At 67.9% G+C, this 19,334-nt stretch carries 15 protein-coding genes; 7 read left to right on the top strand and 8 right to left on the bottom strand.

Features of this window, described 5'->3' with window-relative positions:
* The first annotated feature begins 31 nt into the window (after window positions 1–31).
* Entirely contained in the window at window positions 32–2,149 is a 2,118-nt protein-coding gene (locus tag H4W26_RS02455; protein WP_192590585.1) for a heavy metal translocating P-type ATPase, read from the top strand.
* A 63-nt stretch (window positions 2,150–2,212) separates the two neighbouring features.
* On the opposite strand, the gene H4W26_RS02460 is transcribed toward H4W26_RS02455, so the two are convergent.
* Window positions 2,213–3,418, bottom strand: a complete 1,206-nt coding sequence (locus H4W26_RS02460) for a CynX/NimT family MFS transporter (RefSeq protein WP_192590586.1) — start codon at window positions 3,416–3,418, stop codon at window positions 2,213–2,215.
* A 7-nt stretch (window positions 3,419–3,425) separates the two neighbouring features.
* Window positions 3,426–3,899: an Lrp/AsnC family transcriptional regulator gene (locus H4W26_RS02465; protein WP_192590587.1), complete on the bottom strand. Its 474-nt coding sequence runs from the start codon at window positions 3,897–3,899 to the stop codon at window positions 3,426–3,428.
* Between the two features lie 453 nt (window positions 3,900–4,352).
* Between H4W26_RS02465 and H4W26_RS02470 the strand changes: the two genes are divergently transcribed.
* The 3 genes from H4W26_RS02470 (at window position 4,353) to H4W26_RS02480 (ending at window position 6,366) form a co-directional block, all read left to right on the top strand.
* Window positions 4,353–5,057 (top strand): LysM peptidoglycan-binding domain-containing protein, encoded by a 705-nt coding sequence (locus tag H4W26_RS02470; RefSeq protein WP_192590588.1) that lies wholly within the window; start codon window positions 4,353–4,355, stop codon window positions 5,055–5,057.
* Between the two features lie 247 nt (window positions 5,058–5,304).
* The gene (locus tag H4W26_RS13945; protein ID WP_192590589.1) at window positions 5,305–5,805 is read left to right on the top strand and encodes a glycosyl hydrolase; all 501 of its coding nucleotides are present in this window, start codon (window positions 5,305–5,307) and stop codon (window positions 5,803–5,805) included.
* Between the two features lie 24 nt (window positions 5,806–5,829).
* Window positions 5,830–6,366: a glycoside hydrolase family 26 protein gene (locus tag H4W26_RS02480; protein WP_192590590.1), complete on the top strand. Its 537-nt coding sequence runs from the start codon at window positions 5,830–5,832 to the stop codon at window positions 6,364–6,366.
* Window positions 6,367–6,446: 80 nt separating this feature from the next.
* On the opposite strand, the gene H4W26_RS02485 is transcribed toward H4W26_RS02480, so the two are convergent.
* The 4 genes from H4W26_RS02485 to leuS all read right to left on the bottom strand — a co-directional run bounded on the left by H4W26_RS02485 (window position 6,447) and on the right by leuS (window position 13,401).
* Window positions 6,447–8,855 (bottom strand): ComEC/Rec2 family competence protein, encoded by a 2,409-nt coding sequence (locus H4W26_RS02485; RefSeq protein ID WP_192590591.1) that lies wholly within the window; start codon window positions 8,853–8,855, stop codon window positions 6,447–6,449.
* Window positions 8,852–9,745 carry a ComEA family DNA-binding protein gene (locus H4W26_RS02490; RefSeq protein ID WP_192590592.1) on the bottom strand — a complete coding sequence of 298 codons (894 nt, stop codon included), beginning with the start codon at window positions 9,743–9,745 and terminating at the stop codon, window positions 8,852–8,854. The genes H4W26_RS02485 and H4W26_RS02490 overlap by 4 nt, the downstream gene beginning before the upstream one ends.
* A 142-nt stretch (window positions 9,746–9,887) precedes the next feature.
* The gene (locus tag H4W26_RS02495; protein WP_192590593.1) at window positions 9,888–10,877 is read right to left on the bottom strand and encodes a DegV family protein; all 990 of its coding nucleotides are present in this window, start codon (window positions 10,875–10,877) and stop codon (window positions 9,888–9,890) included.
* 7 nt (window positions 10,878–10,884) lie between these two features.
* Window positions 10,885–13,401, bottom strand: a complete 2,517-nt coding sequence (gene leuS, locus H4W26_RS02500; protein WP_318779744.1) for a leucine--tRNA ligase — start codon at window positions 13,399–13,401, stop codon at window positions 10,885–10,887.
* A gap of 117 nt (window positions 13,402–13,518) precedes the next feature.
* Between leuS and H4W26_RS02505 the strand changes: the two genes are divergently transcribed.
* Entirely contained in the window at window positions 13,519–14,529 is a 1,011-nt protein-coding gene (locus H4W26_RS02505; RefSeq protein WP_192590594.1) for an alpha/beta fold hydrolase, read from the top strand.
* Here the strand turns inward: H4W26_RS02505 and H4W26_RS02510 are convergent.
* Window positions 14,526–16,544 carry a primosomal protein N' family DNA-binding protein gene (locus H4W26_RS02510; protein ID WP_192590595.1) on the bottom strand — a complete coding sequence of 673 codons (2,019 nt, stop codon included), beginning with the start codon at window positions 16,542–16,544 and terminating at the stop codon, window positions 14,526–14,528. The genes H4W26_RS02505 and H4W26_RS02510 overlap by 4 nt on opposite strands.
* A gap of 181 nt (window positions 16,545–16,725) precedes the next feature.
* Between H4W26_RS02510 and H4W26_RS02515 the strand changes: the two genes are divergently transcribed.
* Window positions 16,726–17,403 carry a TVP38/TMEM64 family protein gene (locus tag H4W26_RS02515; protein WP_225939564.1) on the top strand — a complete coding sequence of 226 codons (678 nt, stop codon included), beginning with the start codon at window positions 16,726–16,728 and terminating at the stop codon, window positions 17,401–17,403.
* An 85-nt stretch (window positions 17,404–17,488) separates the two neighbouring features.
* Here H4W26_RS02515 and H4W26_RS02520 read toward each other — a convergent pair whose 3' ends face one another.
* Window positions 17,489–18,400: an EamA family transporter gene (locus H4W26_RS02520; RefSeq protein ID WP_225939565.1), complete on the bottom strand. Its 912-nt coding sequence runs from the start codon at window positions 18,398–18,400 to the stop codon at window positions 17,489–17,491.
* A 68-nt stretch (window positions 18,401–18,468) separates the two neighbouring features.
* Here H4W26_RS02520 and H4W26_RS02525 point away from each other — a divergent pair, with 68 nt between their 5' ends.
* On the top strand, window positions 18,469–19,320 hold the full coding sequence (locus H4W26_RS02525; RefSeq protein WP_192590596.1) for a LysR family transcriptional regulator: 852 nt from the start codon (window positions 18,469–18,471) through the stop codon (window positions 19,318–19,320).
* Window positions 19,321–19,334 lie beyond the last annotated feature (14 nt).

A 19,334-nucleotide genomic window follows, 5' to 3' on the forward strand; every position in this document is an offset into this window, starting at 1 on the left:
GTTATACCCCCATGGGGTATATAGATAGAACATGACCTCTCACACGGCGGCACAGGACGATGCCCCCTCGGACAACAGCGCCCACGAACGGCACCGTGACCACGAGCAGCACGGCGGTCACGAACACCACAGTGGTCATGGCGGTCACAGTGGCCACGGCGGCCATGGCGGTCATGGCGACCACGTAGCTCAGTTCCGCCGGCTGTTCTGGATCATGCTTGTGCTGGCTGTACCCGTCGTCGGTTTCAACGACATGTTCGCCGACCTCATCGGCTACAGCCTCCCCGAGGCAGCCTGGGTCTGGTGGGTCTCCCCCGCACTCGGAACGGTCGTCTACTTCTGGGGCGGTTGGCCCTTCCTCAGTGCGGGCCTGGGCGAGGCACGCGCACGCAAACCGGGCATGATGCTGCTCATCGCCCTGGCGCTGACCGTCGCGTTCATCGCCTCCTGGGGTGCCACGCTGAGACTCCTGGACCATGAGCTGAACTTCTGGTGGGAGCTGGCGCTCCTGGTGGTCATCATGCTGCTGGGCCACTGGATCGAGATGCGCTCGCTCGCCCAGACCAACTCTGCCCTGGACTCCCTCGCGGCCCTGCTCCCGGACGAGGCCGAGAAGGTCGACGGCGAGGACATCGTCACCGTCTCCCCCGCCGAACTGGAGGTGGGCGACGTCGTCGTCGTCCGCCCGGGGGCTGCAGTCCCCGCTGACGGGCGGATCACCGACGGTTCGGCGAGCATGGACGAATCGATGGTCACCGGTGAATCGCAGCCGGTGCGGCGCGAGACCGGGGATCCGGTGGTCGCCGGCACCGTGGCCACGGACTCCGGGCTGCGCGTGGAGATCACCGCCACCGGTGATGACACCTCGTTGGCGGGCATTCAGAAGCTTGTCAGCGACGCCCAGGGCTCTTCTTCACGGGCTCAGCGCCTGGCGGACAAGGCAGCCGCATGGCTGTTCTGGTTCGCGCTCGGTGCCGCGATCATCACCGCGATCGTCTGGCCCCTGGTCGGCCTTCCGGACAGCGCGGTGGTGCGCACGATCACCGTCCTGGTCATCGCCTGCCCCCACGCCTTGGGTCTCGCCATCCCGCTGGTCGTGTCCATCGCCACCGAACGCGCTGCCCGCGGCGGAGTGCTGGTCAAGGATCGCCTCGCTCTGGAGTCGATGCGCACGGTGGACACCGTACTCTTCGACAAGACCGGAACTCTGACCAAGGGAGAGCCGACGGTCACCGCCGTCACACCTCAGGGTGAGCGCGGCGAAGATGACGTGCTCGCCCTCGCGGCAGCCGCCGAGTCCGACAGCGAACACCCGCTGGCCCGAGCAATCCTCGGCGCCGCGCAAGCCCGGGGTCTCCACATAGCCTCGGCCCGGGACTTCTCCTCCTCCCCCGCGGTCGGGGTCCGGGCAGAGGTGGACGGTGCTGTCATCGAGGTGGGAGGCCCGCATCTCCTGACGCAGCGTGAGGTCAACGAGCTCGAAGTGGCCCAGAGCTGGCGGGACCAGGGCGCGATCATCCTGCACGTGCTCGCCGACGGCGACGTCATCGGCGCGCTGCGACTGGCCGACGAGGTCCGCTCCGAATCCCGGGACGCCGTGGAGGCGCTGCACGCCAGAGGCGTCCAGGTGGTCATGATCACCGGTGACGCGCAGGCCGTCGCCGACACCGTCGCCGCAGAGCTCGACATCGACCGGGTCTTCGCGGGCGTGAGGCCCGAGGACAAGTCGGCCAAGGTGGCGGAGCTCCAGGGCGAGGGTCGCACGGTCGCGATGGTCGGCGACGGCGTCAACGATGCCCCCGCGCTCGCCCAGGCCGACGTCGGCATCGCCATCGGAGCCGGCACCGACGTCGCCATCGGCTCCGCCGGCGTCATCCTGGCCTCCTCCGACCCGCGTTCAGTACTCTCGGTGATGGAGCTCTCGCGTGCCACCTACCGGAAGATGAAGCAGAACCTGTGGTGGGCTGCGGGCTACAACCTCATCTCTGTTCCCCTGGCGGCAGGTGTGCTCGCCCCGATCGGGTTCGTGCTGCCGATGAGCATCGGGGCGCTGCTGATGTCAGCCTCCACGGTGGTGGTCGCGCTGAATGCCCAGACGCTGCGGCGGCTGGACCTCACGCCGGCGGCGGCCGTGGCCCGCCAGGGGTGAGTGACAGCGCTCGGTCCGGCGGGAGGGCCCTGAGGCTCAGCGTCTCAGTTCGGGGCGAGAGCCTCAGAGCACGTCGACCCTGCGCCCGGCGAACGAGCCGACCACCGCCATCGCGAGAATAGCGGCCACGGTGATCCAGAGCACCGGGGACCAGGATTCAGTCACTTCGAAGAGCGTCCCTGCGAGCAACGGCCCCACCGCGGCCAACAGGTAGCCGACCCCCTGAGCCATTCCGGAGAGCCTGCTGGCCTCAGCGGAGGTGCGGGCGCGCATGCTGATCAAGGTCAGCCCCACCAAGAGGTTGCCCCCGGAGGCGAAGCCCGCGATCACCGCCCAGGCAGGCATGGCGGACGGGATCAGCAGCATGCCCAGCACGCCGATCAGCATGATCCCCGCCAGCGCCAGCAGGGTCAGCCGCTGATCCGCTGCGCGCTGCATCACGGCCCCGACGACCAGGCTCGCTGCAATCCCGACCGCCTGATAGGCGCCCAGCCACAACCCCGCACTGGCTTCGGAGAACCCATGGGAGGTCTGGATCGCTGGGAACCAGGTGAGCATCAGGTAGAAGATTCCCGACTGCAGGGCGAAGTACCCCGTGACCTGCCAGGCCACGGCGGAGCGCCACATCGATCCGCCCGGAGGCTCGGGAGTCAGCAGCGGGGTTCCGGCCGCAGAAGCGGCATCGCGGCGCGCACTCCGGAGCCGAGTGCTCCACACTCCGGCAGAGACAAGGGCGAGGAGCGCGGAGGCCCCGAGCGTCAGCTCCCAGCCGTGGGCGGCAGCCACCGGCACAGCGGTGCCGGAGGCGACGGCCGCGCACCCGACGAGCACGGCCGTGTACAGCCCGGTCACGGCAGGCACCCGGCCGGGGAAGTCACGCTTGACCACGGCGGGGACCAGCACGTTGCCCACTCCGATCGCGGCACTGAGGAGGATGGTCCCGGCGAAGAGGGAGAAGCCCCCGAGCGGCAGGGACCGCAGCAGGGTTCCCGCCGCCAGGAACAGCAGGGCGAAGAAGATGGTGCGTTCCAATCCCCAGCGGCGGCCGGCGGCCGCGACGAACAGCGCGACGACGCCGAACCCCATCGCGGGAATCGCACCCAGAAGTCCGAGCGCGGCGGGGCCCAGGCCCGTATCGTCACCGATCCGCTCGATCAAGGGTCCCACCGCAGTGATGGCGGGACGCAGATTCGCGGCCACGATGAGCACCGAGACCAACAGCATCAGCTGCGAGGGGTGCCGCGCAGAGGACCACGGGGCGCGGCTCATGCCCTACTCACTCGTCGAAGGACTTTCCGGTGTTCAGATGCGGCCGCTGACTCTTGATGATCTTCATCGGGAATGCGGAGTCCGTGCCCTGCACTCCAGGGATGGTCAGCACCTTCTTGGTGAGAAATCTCTCGTAGGCGTGCAGATCTGCCACAGCCACGCGCACGAAGTAGTCGGGCGAGCCGAAGAGTCGGAGCAGCTCAAGGACCTCCTCGTAGCTGGCCATGGTGTTCTCGAAGCGCTCGACGGTCTCGCGGTCCCCCCACTTGAGCTCGATGTCCAGTCCCACCTCGAAGGACTGTCCCAGCGCCTCCGGATTGATGTCGGCGGTATAGCCGAGAATGACGCCGTCTGCTTCGAGTCGTTGGACTCTGCGCAGGCAGGGTCCGGCGGTCAGGCCCACCTTTTGCGCCAGAGCGGCGTTGGAGATGCGTCCGTCTTCGCGCAACGCGGCAATGATTGCCCGATCCACACTGTCCATGAGGTGATTCTTGCACCAGACGGGAGCACTTGGGGTGGGATACAGCGAAATTCCCACATCGTGGAAGGCGCCGAGCAGCGGCGATCAGCGCACGGCATCGTGTGATCCGGCACTCACATGTTTTTCACAGAAACGTTGATAACGGGTAGATAACGGGCCTGCTTCCCTGTGATTTCAGGGTTTTCGGGTACCCCCACCACCCATAACCCCGGTTGACGCAATCAAATCGAGACCTTTTACTAGTACACGGACATCTTCTGTGATGCCGCTGTGATTACTGGGCCTCCGTTCCCAGGCCCGTCCAGCGACATTCACGGAAGCACCGGAGTCGGCGCCCCACCACCGTCCATACCGACTCGGGTGAAAATTGACCGCCACACGTTATGAAGGCGGACGGTGACACGAGGACGGCCCGGGAGGGTCACGAGTGCAGGGACTTCGGGACTGAACCTCATGCAGACCAAGCAGACTTTCAAGAAGGCACTCGGCGGCGGACTTGCCGTGGCCACTCTGGCCGGCGCAGGCGTCATCGCTCAGGCTCCCGCAGCAAGCGCAGCTTCCCAGTGGGATCAGCTCGCACAGTGCGAGTCCGGTGGCAACTGGTCCATCAACACCGGCAACGGCTACTACGGTGGCCTGCAGTTCTCCCAGCAGTCCTGGCAGGCAGTGGGCGGCTCCGGTCTCCCCAGCCAGGCCAGCAAGTCTGAGCAGATCAGCCGCGCTCACCAGCTCTGGGAAGCCCAGGGCTGGGGCGCATGGCCTTCCTGCTCCGCGCAGCTCGGCCTCTCCGGCAACCCGGGTGGCGGCGGCTCCCCCGAGCCAGCACCTGAGCCTGCACCCGAGCCGGCCCCGGCACAGCAGGCTCCCGCGCCTGAGCCAGCACCCGAGCCAGCCCCTGCTCCTGAGCCAGCACCCCAGCAGCAGGCTCCGCAGACTGAGGTCCAGTCAGCTCCTGCCCCGCAGAGCGTCGAGCAGCCCAGCTCCGACGTGCAGGTCTCGGGCGAGACCTACATCGTGCAGTCCGGTGACTCCCTCACCAGCATCGCCGCCGCACTGGGCGTCGACTGGAACGAGCTGTGGAGCGCCAACGGCGATCTCGTCGAGGATCCCAACCTGATCTTCGTCGGCGATCAGCTGAAGCTGCCCGTCGCCGGCTGATTCAGTCCGCATCACGACGTACCACTCAGGGGGGTGCCAGCTCATGCTGGCGCCCCCCTGAGTCATGTTATGAATGGTGTCACCTGCCGCGTCACCAGACCCTAGGGAGACAGACCGCTTGCGACGCCGATTCAGCTTCCTTCATCCCGCACTGACCACGGCCACCGTGGGTGCTCTGGCGGTCGGGTGTGCCGGATGACCCGCCCAGGGAGGGGACTCGGAGGACGAGGCGTCGGCTCAATGCGCGGTGGCGCCCCCGGATCGGGCTCTGCCCGCAGATCGGACGACCTTCGGGGTGAATCCCGACTGGGGAGTCCAGACGCTGCAGGAGTTCGCCACCACCACGGGGGTCGAACCAGGCGCGGCTGTGCAGTTCATCGGACTGCCGTTCACCTCCGAGGAGGCGCAGAACGTGTTGGCCGCAGCGGATCAGGTCAACGGCCTGGGTGGCGTGCTGGTGCTGACTTTGGAACCCCATGACGGCCTCGACGCCGTGACCGATGAATCCATCCAGGAACTCACCGACCTGCTCGCAGAGGTCAATGGAAAGCAGGTTCCGGTCCTGCTCCGCTTCGCCCACGAGATGAACGGATTCTGGTACCCCTGGGGTCAGCAGCCGCAGGCCTTCGTGGACACTTTCCGGGCCGTGGCCGCCGCGGTCCATGAGCAGACGCCGGCGACACAGATGATGTGGGCTCCGAACTACGGCGGTGGATACCCCTTCACGGGTGGGCAGTACGCGCCCTAGGCTGGCACCGCAGATTTTGATGCGTTGGACACCGACAAGGATGGCGAGCTCACCGAAGCCGATGACCCCTACCAGCCTTATTACCCGGGGGACGACGCCGTCGACTGGGTCGGAATGACGCTGTACCACTGGGGCAGCACCTATCCCTGGGGTGGCAATAATCTGCCCGAGACCGAGAAGTTCGCGGCACAGCTGCGTGGAACCTATGACGGGATTGGAGGGGACGAGAGCGGTCTTCCTGACTTCTACGCGATCTATTCCGAGGACCGCGACAAGCCGCTGGCCATTCCGGAGACTGCTGCGTTCGTGACCGAGGAGGCCAATTCCGACTATGCGCTGGAGATCAGGCGCGCGTGGTGGCAGCAGGTCTTTTCAGAGAACACGCGTTCGGAGTTTCCCAACATCCGGCTCATCAACTGGTTCAACTGGGACAAGCACGAGCCGGAGGCTGACGGAATCGTTCGCTGGTCCATCACCTCAGATCAGCGAATCGCCGATGCGTTCCGCAGCGATCTGCCCGACTGGGTGACCACGGCCGAGGACGTCACCACCTGCCAGTAGGGCGTCCCGACGGCGCTTCAGTCGGCGAACGCTCACAGTGTGGGCGTTCGCCGAGCGGCTCGACGCTGCGTCGGCACGCTTCACGGCAGCGCTGAGACCTCCAGACCATCACGGGCCGCACCGATCACCACAGTGCCGTGGATGTCCGTGCGGTACACGGCGGCGCCCAGGTCCTCCTCCAGAGTGCGCAGGATCGACGGTCCAGGATGGCCATAGGTGTTGTCCTCCCCCACCCCGATCAACGCCACCTCGGGGTGAGTGGCCTGGAGCAGCTCGGTCCCGCCGTTGGCCGCACCGTGGTGGGCGACCTTCAGCAGGTGGACCTCCTCGGGCAGACCTTCGCCTCGGATCATGGCCGCCGCGGCCTCTTCCTCCATATCCCCGAGGGTGAGCAGCGTGAGCGGGTCCTGCGCGGATCCCACCACGCCAGCAGGCAGCTCAGGATCGCTGACCTCGAAGAAGGCCACCAAGGAGTTGTCATTGGCTTCCGCGTGGTGCGCATCGGCGGACCAGACTCGCAACCGGACCGTCAGCTGCTCCGTATAGGCCAGGGTGTCCCCCGGCCGGGCGCGATGCACCGTCACGCTCTGCGGAAGAGCCGCAACTGCTCCGACCTCGGCATCGAGGTCCCACCCTTCGCTGGCCGAGTAGAGCACCATGCCGGGTTCATCCTTGGCGATTACCCCCTCCACGCCGCCATAGTGGTCTCGATGCTCGTGCGTCACCAGCAGCGCCTCCACGGTGTGGATCTGCAAGCGGGCGAGACACGCCTCTGCCAGCGTCGGGTCCTCCCCGGCATCGACCACGATCCCCGCCGATTCCTGGGTGCGCACCACCAGCATGTCCCCCTGGCCGACATCGCACAGCGCCACCCGCCATGCCGCAGGCAGTGCAGGCGGCACCAGGACAGCGGCGGGCAGCACCACCGCCAGCAGGCCCCCTGCCGCGGCGGCGAGCACCGGTGCGTGCCAGCGCCGGAATCGGCCGACCAGGCCGATCGCCAAGATCAGCGCCGCGCTGAGGTAGAGGACGGTCAGCGCCACCCCGAGTCCTTCTTGGGGCCAGGGGGCCAAGGCCTGGGGAAGCGAGGCAACAGCGCGGCCGATGAGCCCCAGACAGGCTGCGGCAAGCCCGGAGCACCAGAGGATGCCGATGGCGGCCCACGGCAACACCGTGGAGATGATCGCGGCGAAGGTTCCAGGGACCGTGACGAACGGGACGAAGGGCGCGGCAAGCAGATTCGCCGGCACCGCGTAGGTGTTCACTCCACCGGAGAGCGGAAGCAGCACTGGGGCCACGAACAGCTGAGCGGAGAAGGCCAGCGCTAGCGGAGCGGCGAGCCATGCGGGCATGAACCGTTCAAGCCTCTCCTTGATACGGGTCCCGACGACGACGATCCCGGCGGTGGCCGCTGCAGAAAGCTGAAAGGCAGGTTCAACGGCGTAGAACGGATCAACGATCAGCAGTCCGACCACGCACAGGCACAGCAGCGAGAACGCGGACCGTCCGCGCCCCGCGAAGAGGGCCAGTGCCGAGATGCTGCCCATCACCCCGGCTCGGATCACGCTCGGCTCGGGGTGGACCAGGAGCACGAAGAGCACCAGTCCGAGGAGCGCGACCGGCACGGTGGACCAGCGTGGAAGCCGCACGAGTCGCACCAGACCCATCAGCGATCCCATCACCAGCGCACAGTTGGCCCCGCTGACCGCGGTCAGATGGCTCAGGCCAGCTTCGCGCATCGCTTCGCTGAGATCGGCGTCCTGCCGGGATCGATCTCCGAGGATGAGACCAGGCAGCAGGGCCGGCGCGTCTCCGACCGCGTGGGCTGATGCCTCGGTGGTGCCTTCCCGCAGCCGGTTGAAGATGTCAGCGGTCTCAGTACGGTCATCGGCTGGAATCCGTGCCAAGTCCTCTCCGAAGGGGAACGCCAGGGCGCTCGCGCGTTCACCCGGGTCCGTCGGTGTGAGCCGCACCAGACCCTGGTAGCGGTGCCCTGCGGTGAAGGGCTCCTCGTCTTCGACGACAGACGCGATGATCACCACCGGAGCGTCCACCGGGATGGGGACTGACTCTCCCGGCCACTGTGCCTGTTCCACCACCGCCTGAGCCAGGACCTGGTCCTCACCCTCGAATCCCGTCCCCACAAGGATTCTCGGCTGTCCCATGATTCTGGCGGTCACGGTCACCGGTGCCTTTGACTGGACTGCTTCTTCCCACCCTCGGTCGCTCAGCTCACGACCCTGTGCACCTGCAGTCAGCGCGACCAGGCCGGCCACCACGCAGCACAAGAGAACGTGCAGCGGGACGACGTGGGTGGCCAGCCGGTTCAGCAGCCACGCCGTAGCGGTCAGCAGCGCTCCGGCCACGACCAACGTCCAGCCCAGTTGGAGTGCCTGTTCCCACGCGAGATGAACCGACGCCAGCCCTGCTGCCCAGGCTGCCAGCGCCGTCGGGAGCAGTCGCAGGTCCAGGGGCCGGCGATCCTTCACCAGGTGACCAGTCCTTCCACATCGGCCAGGATGACCGGGCCGATGCCGCTGACTGCAGCCAGCTCCTCCAGGGAACCGAACGGGCCGTTGGTCTCCCGGTGGGCGATGATCCGCTCGGACAGCGCGGGTCCGATACCTGGCAGCTCATCCAGAGTCTGGGCATCGGCGGTGTTGAGGTTGATGAGCTGCGCCGACCCTTCGGCGGAGGGGCCAGACTGCCCGGGCTCCTGACCGGCGCCGGGCACAGGATTCTGCGCCTGTCCCGGTGGCCCGGCTCCGCTCTCGAGCTCCTCGGGTGTGGGGACCCAGATCAACGTGCCGTCCTGGACCGGTGCCGCAAGGTTCAGACCTCCCGGATCCGCCTCCTTGGTCATGCCTCCGGCCGCCTCGATCGCCTCATGCACCCGGGAACCAGGGGGCAGCTCCACCACACCGGGATCCTTCACGGCACCGCTGACGTGAACCACCGACTCCCCCGCACCCTCGGTGCCGGGCGCTGCAGCGTTGGGAGCAGAAACGTTGGGACCTGCAGCGTTCGGACCTGCCGGGCCCTGCGAGTCACCGTGCGTCGCACCGCTTCCTGACCCGGGGACAGACTCTGGGTCACCCTCTGGAGCATTGCCAGAGGCGACACTCTCGGGTGCCGCACCCGCCTCGGGCGTGCCCGCCTCTGGCCCGCCCGTGACCAGCGCGGGCGGTTCCGGCAACGGCGCGGAGGCCGATCGCGCGCTCGTGAACCAGGAGACCACCAGCCAGGCGAGCAGCGCGATGACGATGACGACGACTGCAGTTAGCTTCAGGCCGATCCGGGCGGGCGCGGCGTGGGCAGCCTCGCGCTGTGCGCGCAGCCGCTCCCGACGTGACAGCTCGTCCTCCGGCCAGGCCTCCATACGGTCAGGCTAGAGCGCGGCGGATTCAGCGCGGACGCAGACCTCGTTCCTGTGTGCGGCTGCGCCCGTCGTCGTCGTGGGCAGTGCGCTGGGGAAAACTCGCCCAGCACTCAGGCGCCGGAACAGAACCGCGCCGGCAGGATCAGGGCGTGGGGCTCAGCGAGACGGCAAGCGCTCCGAGACCGAGATGTGCGGCCAGAGCGGGTGGAAGGTCAACCACGGGGATGGGAGTCGCGGAGAGCGGCTGCAGCGCCTCGGCGAGCTGCAGCGCCTGCAGATCATTGCCGAAGCCGTGGACGGCGAGTCGGGGGGCCTGCATCGAGTGGGCCTTCTCGGTGACTCGCACCTGAAGGCGTTCCAGAGCGCGCACCATGGTGCGGGGCCGCTCCACGGGGTGGATCTCACCGTCGACCAGCTGCAGGAGCGGCTTGACCCAGAGCAGGCCGCCGATGAGGGTCGCCATCGCATTGATCCGCCCGCCGCGGCGCAGCTGGTCCAGCTGAGGCAGCACAAAGAGGGACTCCGAGGCCCGGGCGGTGCGGGTCGCGGACTCCGCGACCGCTGAGAGGGTTCCCCCGAGCTGGGCGGTCATCGCGGCGTCGATGACGCTGTGCCCCAGCGCGAGCCCTGCCTGCGCGGAGTCCAGAACGGTCACCGGGAAGTCCAGCTGACCGGCGGCAAGACGTGCCGCGTCCACGGTCCCGGAGAGCTCGCCCGAGAGATGGATCGAGACCACCCCGGCATAGCCCTGGTCCTTGAGCTTCTGGTAGGACTCCAACAACCGGCCCGGTGAGGGTCGGGAGGTGCGCACCTCCGCGCCCTGAGCCAGGGCCAGGGGCAGGTCCCGGTCAAGTTCGGCGCTGGTCTCCGGGTACATCTGCCCGCCGATCATGACCGGGATGGGAACGGCGACGATATTGGCGCCCATCTGCCCGAGCAGCACCTCCTGGGTGTGGCGATCCACCGGAAGCGAGCAGGAGGAATCGGTGACCACCGCGATCCGACCCTTCTTGCGACGCAGGTTCGGCTTGCGCCCGGGCATCGCCGCTCGGCGGCGCAGCAGGTCCGCCTCGACGGCGCTGCGCCATCGGGCCAGGCTCTGCTGGCAGCGTTCCGGCGGCCGGGCGGTCATCGGCGGCTCAGCCCGTCACGACGTTCACCAGCTTCGGGGCGCGCACGATCACCTTGCGCACTCCCCCGCCTTCGGTGATGTAGCGCTGGATCTTCGGCAGCGCCAGCGCCTGGGTCTGGAGCTCCTCTTCGGTGATGTCCGCCGGGACCTCGATCTTGTCGCGCAGCTTGCCCTTGACCTGGATCACCGCGGTGACGGTGTCCTGCACGAGCAGGGACTCGTCCACCACCGGCCAGGAGGAGTTCGCCACTGAGGGCTCGTGACCGAGCATCGCCCACATGTCCTCAGCGGTATAGGGCGCCACCAGGGAGAGGATCTGCGCAGTGACCTCGGCGGCTTCGCGGACTGCCGGATTGGCTGCGCCGGCGCCGGAGTCGATCTCCTTGCGTGCAGCGTTGACCAGCTCCATGACGCGCGCGATCACCACGTTGAACTTCTTGTCCTCCACCAGGTACGCGGCGTCCTGGATGGTCCGGTGGGTGACCGCGCGCAGGCCGGCAGCACCGGTGGCCGGATCTGCGCTCTTGGCCGAGCTGACGTCCTGGGCCACTCGCCAGGCGCGCGCCAGGAACTTCGCTGAACCGGCGGGTGAGACATCTGCCCAGTCCACGTCGTCCTCGGGTGGGCCGGCGAACACCATGGTCAGCCGCACGGCGTCCACCCCATAGGCGTCGAGCTGCTCACCGAGGTTCACGCCATTGCCCAGGGACTTGGACATGGCCTTGCCGCCGTTGAGCACCTGGCCCTGGTTCAGCAGCGCCTTGAACGGCTCGGTGAAGTTCACCAGGCCCAGATCGAAGAGCACCTTGGTGAAGAATCGCGAGTAGAGCAGGTGCAGTATGGCGTGTTCCACGCCGCCCACATACTGGTCCACCGGCAGCCACTTGTTGATCTCCTCGCTGGGGAAGATCTCATCGGTGTTGTTGGGGTCGATATAGCGCAGGTAGTACCAGGAGGAATCCACGAAGGTGTCCATGGTGTCGGTGTCCCGGGTGGCCGCCCCGCCGCAGGACGGGCAGTCCACGTTGACCCAGTCACTCGCCCCGGCCAGCGGAGACTTGCCCTTGGGAGCCAGCTGTTCGCCGCGCATGCCGGTGGGCAGCCTGACCGGGAGCTGGTCCTCGGGCACGGGGACCTCGCCGCAGGCCTCACAGTGGATGATCGGGATCGGTGCACCCCAGAAGCGCTGGCGGGAGAGCAGCCAGTCGCGCAGACGGTAGTTCACCTTCGACTCGCCGACGCTGTTCTCGGCCAGCACCTCGATGGCCCTGGCGATCGCGGCGTCCTTGCCGAGACCCTCCCAGGCCGGGGAGTTCACTGCCGTGCCTTCACCGGCGGTCGCGGCGCCGGTCTCTTCCGGGTCCTCATCCCCGGTGTCCACGACCACGCGGATGTTCAGCCCCATGGTGCGGGCGAACTCCAGGTCACGCTGATCGTGGGCGGGCACGCCCATGACCGCGCCGGTGCCGTAATCGGCGAGCACATAGTCCGAGGCCCAGAGCGGCAGCTCCTCGCCGGTGATCGGGTGGATCGCGTATCGGCCGAGGAACACTCCGGTGCGCTCCCGTTCCGCCGACTGGCGTTCGATGTCGGAGACGCTGCCCAGCGCCGCCCGGTAGGACTCCAGCTCGGCCCGCTGACCCTCGGTGACCAGATCCATGGCCAGATCGGCGTCGGCGGCCACCACCATGAAGGTGACGCCGTAGAGCGTGTCGGGACGGGTGGTGAAGACCTCCACCGGGGCGTGATCCGCGCCGCCGTCGGCAGGCTTGATCTCATAGCGCACGGAGGCGCCGGTGGACCGGCCGATCCAGTTGCGCTGCATGGAGAGCACCCGGTCGGGCCAGTGACCCTTGAGCTGCTCCATGTCCTCGAGCAGGCGGTCGGCGTAGTCGGTGATCTTGAAATACCACTGGTTCAGCGACTTCTTGATCACCGCGGTACCGCAGCGTTCACAGGCGCCATCGACGACCTGCTCGTTCGCGAGCACGGTCTGATCCTTGGGGCACCAGTTGACCGGGGAGTCCTTCTTATACGCCAGGCCCTTGTTGTAGAACTGCAGGAACAGCCACTGGGTCCAGCGGTAGTAGGACTCATCCGAGGTGTGCAGCCGGCGGGTCCAGTCGGCGCTGATGCCGTAGCGCTTGAAGGAGGCCGCCTGGGTCTCGATGTTCGCGTAGGTCCAGTCGGCCGGATGCGCGTCGTTCTTGATCGCGGCGTTCTCCGCGGGAAGACCGAAGGAGTCCCAACCGATCGGGTGCAGCACGTTGTAACCGCGCAGCCGGGCATAGCGGGCGGGGATGTCACCGATCGCGAAGGCTTCGGCGTGGCCCATGTGCAGATCACCGGAGGGGTACGGGAACATGTCCAGCACGTACTTCTTCTCGCGGGTATCGGCAGGATCCACCACGAAGGTGCCCTGTTCCTCCCAGAGGGGCAGCCAGCGGGCCTCCATCTCCTGGAAGGAGTACAGCTTCTTCTCCCCACCTTCCGCGCCAGCGGAATGGGTAGCGGGCTGAGTCACAGCGGTCTCTGCTGCAGCGGTTTCACTCGCGTTGCTCACCTGGGGGGCACCTCGTGGTCGATGGGTCGAGTCTTGAACCCCGCCAGTCTAATGGAGTTCGAAAGGTAGGCTGACGCAGTGATCCGCCCGTGGACCGAGCATCCGGCTCGAACAGGAACCCGCCGCCAGATTCCGCTGAGCTTCGCCTCGGCCGACGACGACGGCGCCCGGCTGAGCACTTCGGCTGCGGTCTGGCACTACTCCCCCGCACCCCGAGCCGACTCGCAGGCGCAGCCCGCGACCCCGCGGCTGCTGTTCATCCACGGGTTCCGCGGAGACCATCACGGCATGGCGCTGATCGTCGATGCACTGCCCGAGTATGAGATCTTCGTGCCGGACCTGCCCGGGTTCGGCGAGACCGCCCCATTGAAGCGCGAACAGGGCGAACTGGGAAAACACGACCTCGACGCCTACGCGGTGTTCGTCGAGGCACTCGCCGATGAGCTCAGCCTCGGGCCCCGGGACGTTGTGGTGGGTCACTCCTTCGGATCGATCATCGTAGCCGCGCATGAGGCGCGCCGCGCCCGCGGCGGGAAGCCCCCGCGCTGGGCGGGACTGGGACTCTTCGCCCCGATCAGCAACGACATCTTCACCGGTCGCCTGCTGCCGGGTGCCGCCGGTGTCGACGCATACTACCGCCTGGCCCGAGCGCTCCCAGCCCGGGCAGCGCAGCTGATCCTGCACTCCCCCCTCGCTCTTGCGGTCACGAACGCCTCCATGATCGTGTCCCAAGATCCGGCGCTGATCCGCTATATCCGCGACCAACACCGGCGATACTTCAGCAGCTATTCCGATCCGTCCACGCTCCTGCAGGCCTACTGGGCATCAAGCCGCCATACGGTGACAGAGTTCGCCTCCGATCTCCAGCTTCCGGTGCTGCTCGCCCCGGGCACCCAGGACCAGCTGAGCACGCCTGCCGGGCAGCGCAGCCTGCGCGACGCGCTGCCACACGGAGAGCTCCAGGTGCTGCGCGGCACCGGACATCTGCTCCACTATGAGCGACCAGCTCCGGCGGCCCGGGCACTGCGCCGGTTCCTGCTCAGCCTCGATCAGCCCGACGCCCGAGACGAGAATGGACGGCTCGCCTAGAACTGCAGGCTGAGCACGTCGTCCATGGCGATCCGCAGTCCCCGTCCTGACCGCGCCGCACCCGGCGGGGCCGCGCTGTGCGTGCGCCGGATCCGTCGGATCTCGGTGACCACCGAGCTGGCCTCGGCGTAGCCGAAGAACAGCAGATAGCGGTGGCGTCCGTCCTCCAGCACCGAGGGACCGATCCAGCTCCGCCCCTGGGGAAGCTGCACCTGGGCCAGGAAGGCCTCCGCCTCGGCGGGGTCCCCGGTGAGGCTGAGCATGCGCTGGGCCGGCGGAAGGCCCAGCTCCAGTCGGTTGTAGAGCTCGCGTCGGGCGTAGGAGACCGGGTCCCAGCGGATGAGGGCCGAGGTCAGCTCCTCGGCGTCGGCCGTGATGACCACGGTGCCGCCGTCGTCCTGATGCCTGCACACCAGGGTCGATGCGCGGAACCAGCGCGCGAGCACCTGGCGTGGCACGTCGAGGCCCTCGCGGCTGAGCTGGGTGTCCCCGTCCAGCAGCAGCGCCGCCGCATAACCCGTCCGCGCGACCGGCTCCACTCCGGGGGTGGAGACCACCAGTGCCGGCTCCTCGCCCACCTGATCGATGGGGTGGTCGGAAGTCGAGGAGACCACCGGCGTGTTGGGGAAGGCACGGCCGAGCTCCTGGGCGGTGCGGTCTGCGCCTCGGGTTCCGGCGCGAAAGGTCGTCGAGCCGCACTCGGCGCACCGGTGGTTGCGATGGTGCAGCCCGCACCAGCGGCATTTCAGCGTGAGGGACTGGCCGTGGTGGGCGGGCAGGCTCAGCGGCCCGTGACACTGGGGACACTGCTGGCGGGCGCGGCAGCGTTCGCACAGCACGGCAGGGATGAACCCGCTCCGTGCGACCTGCACCAGCACCGGGCCGTGCTGCAGTCCCTCCCGCGCGGCCTTATATGCCGCCGCCGGCAGACGGGCCTGCCGGAACGCGGGCTCGCGCTCCTGCTGGTAGGAGTCGGCGGTGGCGATCATCCGGGGTGCCGCGGCACGACGCTCCTCGCGAGTGGGGGCAGTCTCGGTGAGCCAACCGCGCTCCACCAGCCGCTGCACCTCCAGGCTGCGTGAGGTGGAGAGCATGACGAGTTCCGCGCCGGTCTGCACCGTGCGCAGCAGCGCGACCTCTCGGACGTGGTGGTACGGGGCGCGCGGCTCGGCGTGGGTGGACTCGGCGTCCTCGAAGATCACCAGCAGACGCAGCCTCGCCACCGGAGCGAAGATGGCGGAGCGGGTGCCGACCACCACCCGCGCCTGCCCGAATCGCAGCTGCAGGAAGGATCGGTAGCGCGAGGATGGCCCCATCTCCGCCGTGAGCTGCACGGCCATGCCGCTTCCCAGCTCGGCGGTGAGCACCTCCATGAGCGACTCCACGTCGCGTTGATCCGGGACGACGACGACGGCGTCCCCCTCGGCCTCCAGACAGACGCGCACACGCTGCAGAATCTGTTGAGTCCAGGAGTGCTCGCCATAGGACTTCAGGGCCAACGCCGCGGTGCGCGGGCCGGGACTCTCGCTCTCGAGCACCGGACTGGGTGCGGTCAGGCCCGCATAGTCCTTCTCCACGCGCGCCGCGCGAGGTGGGATGGCGGCACGCAGCACATCGGCAGTGACCCCTGCCCCGCGCTCGGCCACCTGGTGCGCCAGGTCAAGGATGTCCTCGGCGAGCACCGGCAGGGCGGTGACCAGCTTGGTGATCAGCGAGAGGCGTGCCGTGGTGGCAGGTTCCTGCTTGCGTCGAATCACATAGCCGGTCATCTCCCGTCCGGAGAACTTCAGCTTGACCCGGCAGCCAGGCACGATCTTGTCCGCCAGATCGATGGGCACCACGTAGTCGAAGGGGCGGTCCAGGTGCGGGACCGCAGATTCCAGCAGCACCTCTGCCACGGGCAGATCATCGGTGGCGCCGGCCGGCAGCGCGGGAGCAGGTGCCGGAGCCAGCGAATCCAGCAGGGCAGGCTGAGTCGAGTGCCTCTGCGCCTGGGGACCAGGTTCCTGCGCCACGCTGACTCACCTCCTTGCAGGGATTTCCACTGCCCTGGAATCGTATCCCGCGCCACGGACACCCACGGTGCAGCGGGCGCCCCGCTGCCCGGTGCAGCGACCACTCGCACCGCCGGTGCAGCGACCACTCGCACCGCCGGTGCAGCGACCACTCGCACCGCTGGTGCGTAGAGTTGCTCAGATGAGTGAGAAGTCCCTCCGACCGGCCTGGGGATCGTTCCTGCGCAATGCCCTGCTGGTCGCCGTGCTGCTGGTGATGGTCTATGCGGCGTTCAACCTGCGCCTGCCCTCGGTGGATACGCTGCAGAGCAGGATCGAGGCCTACGGCTGGGCCGGTTGGATCGTGTTCGTGCTGCTCTATGCCGTAGTCGCGATGACGCCTATTCCGGTGACGATCATGGCGATCAGCGGCGGCTTCATCTTCGGCGTCCTGGAGGGAAGTCTGCTCTCGGTCATCGGCGTCCTGATCGGCTGTTGGGCCGCCTATCACCTGGCACGGTCGCTGGGTGCCCATGCGGTGCGCAGGCTCCTCGGGTCCCATGCAGAGACCGTGGAGACCCGGTTGCAGAACGCGGGCTTCGAGGCGGTCTTCGCGCTGCGACTGACACCGGGAGTGCCCTATTGGCCGGTGAACTACGGCGGCGGCGCCTTCGGCGTGACCCAGCGTGACTTCGTCGTGGCCAGCGTGATCGCCACCGTGCCGGGACAGGTCTCCCTGGTCTCCCTCGGTGCATTCATCGCCGAGCCGTCGGTGATGCATGGCGCCGTGGTCGGGGCGGCGTGGATCGTGGTGGTGGGGATGACGATCTGGGCCTATCGCAGCTGGCGCGGCACAGCTCGTCCGCTGCCCGGCGCCTGAACCATCTGCTGACCGAGGGACGAAGTTCGGTGGTCACGGCCACTCAGTGCTCAGCGGTCCGGTTGCGGTGGTCTGGGGGCAGTGCTCAGCGGACCGCGCTCCCATCGGCCTGCAGATCGATCATTCGGCCCCGGCGCCGCAGCTGCCCCTTCCCCAGGAGCGTGAGCCCGTTGCTGAGCACCACCAGAACGATGCCCAGCCAGCCGAATGAGTCGATCTCCTCCCGCAGGAAGACCGCGCCGACGACTGCTGCGAACAGCGGATTCAACGACATGCCGAGCCCGAACATCAGGGGCGTGATGTGTCTAAGCACGATCAGATCCAGCGCGTAGGGCACCGCCGTGGCCAGAAGCCCCGCCACGGCAGCGTAGAGGAAGGCCTCGGCCGGGATCGTCGTGTTCCAGAGGATCGCCACCGCAATCGGCACCATCGCTGCCGAGGACAGCAACGTGGCCACCGCCGTGCCCTGGACCCCGGGGACTCGTTTGCCCACCAGTCGGTTCGTGAGGATATAACCTGCCCAACACATCGCCGCTGCGGCTGCCAGGCCCAGTCCGAGGAGGTCGCTGGTCGGCCCGGGGCGAGTCAGCAGAACGACTCCCCCAAGCGCCAGCAGGGCACAGAAGAGGTCTCGGCCTCTGCGGGAGGACAACAGTGCGACCGCCAGCGGTCCGAGGAACTCGATCGTGACGGCGGTGCCCAGCCCGATCCGATCCACCGCGGAGTACAGCGCCGTGTTCATGCCGGCGAAGAAGAACGCGAGCAGCGCCACGGCCCACCACTGGGCACCGGTGAACCTCCAGAAACGCGGGCGGGCGATGGCGCAGAGCACGACGCTTGCCACCACCTGACGGGCCGCGACGACGCCCACCGGGGTGAAGGTGCTGAACGCCAGGGAGCCGACAGCGGCGCCTGACTGGGTGCTGAGCGCACTGGCAGAGATCATCATCAGGCCCCTGCCGGGGCGGCCTTCCAAAGGCGAAGCTGCTGAGTCCATGACTCGAGTCTCAGCGTGCGGCTGCCATACGCATAATACACACGATGCGGTCGGTATACGCTGAAGGTATGGCATGGGAGCTCAGACACATCCGCACACTGGTGGCCATCGCGGAGGCCGGGAGCCTGACGGACGCGGCCATCTCACTGGGAATCTCCCAGGCACAGGTCTCCCGCACCTTGAAATCCTTGGAAGAGGCCTGGGGTGTCCTTCTGGTGCGTCGGCTCTCCCGGGAGGCGGTGCTGACCACCCAGGGACAACAGGCAGTGCTGCGCGGCCGTCACCTTCTGGCTCAGGCCGAGCAGATGGAGACGGCAGCGCGCGGCCACCAGACCCTCCGGCTGGGGTACTCCTGGGCCGCCGTGGGGCGCCACACCCGTGCGCTGCAACGCACCTGGAGTGAGCAGCAGCCGGAGATCCAGCTCGCCCTGGTGCGTGGCTCCGGTCCCTTCGCAGGGCTCGCGGAGGGACTCGTCGACGCCGCCATCGTTCGCAGACCCGCCCCGACGGGGCGCTTCGATTCAGCGCTGGTCGGCTTGGAGCGCCGGGTCACCGGTTTCCCGGCCGAGGACTCCTGGGCGGGCCGGCGTCGCGTCAGGATGGCCGACTTCTCCGGGCGGAGACTCATCGTGGACACCAAGGCGGGCACCACCACACCGGACCTCTGGCCCGAGGACCTGCGCCCGACCTTCGCCGCCGAGGTGGACAGCGTGGACGCCTGGCTGGACGCGATCACTGCGGGAACCGGTGTGGGTGTCAGTGCGGAGGCCACTGCACACCAGCACCAGCGCGCAGGAGTGCTCTACCGGGTGATCTCCGACGCCCCGCCGGTGGAGGTCAGGCTTGTCTGGCATCGGGGTGAACACACCCCCGCCATCGCCGAGCTGCGTCGCATGCTCACCGAGCTCTACTCGGCCTGAGCAGCCCCCGCTTT

The sequence above is a fragment of the Nesterenkonia halotolerans genome, assembly GCF_014874065.1.
Taxonomy (GTDB): domain Bacteria; phylum Actinomycetota; class Actinomycetes; order Actinomycetales; family Micrococcaceae; genus Nesterenkonia; species Nesterenkonia halotolerans.

Coding starts and splice junctions, on each gene's coding strand:
- H4W26_RS02465 (WP_192590587.1), bottom strand. CDS start 3,899: ATGGACAGTGTGGATCGGGCAATCATTGCCGCGTTGCGCGAAGACGGA.
- H4W26_RS02490 (WP_192590592.1), bottom strand. CDS start 9,745: ATGGAGGCCTGGCCGGAGGACGAGCTGTCACGTCGGGAGCGGCTGCGC.
- H4W26_RS02455 (WP_192590585.1), top strand. CDS start 32: ATGACCTCTCACACGGCGGCACAGGACGATGCCCCCTCGGACAACAGC.
- H4W26_RS02460 (WP_192590586.1), bottom strand. CDS start 3,418: ATGAGCCGCGCCCCGTGGTCCTCTGCGCGGCACCCCTCGCAGCTGATG.
- H4W26_RS02495 (WP_192590593.1), bottom strand. CDS start 10,877: ATGACCGCCCGGCCGCCGGAACGCTGCCAGCAGAGCCTGGCCCGATGG.
- H4W26_RS02525 (WP_192590596.1), top strand. CDS start 18,469: ATGGCATGGGAGCTCAGACACATCCGCACACTGGTGGCCATCGCGGAG.
- H4W26_RS02470 (WP_192590588.1), top strand. CDS start 4,353: ATGCAGACCAAGCAGACTTTCAAGAAGGCACTCGGCGGCGGACTTGCC.
- H4W26_RS02520 (WP_225939565.1), bottom strand. CDS start 18,400: ATGGACTCAGCAGCTTCGCCTTTGGAAGGCCGCCCCGGCAGGGGCCTG.
- H4W26_RS02515 (WP_225939564.1), top strand. CDS start 16,726: ATGAGTGAGAAGTCCCTCCGACCGGCCTGGGGATCGTTCCTGCGCAAT.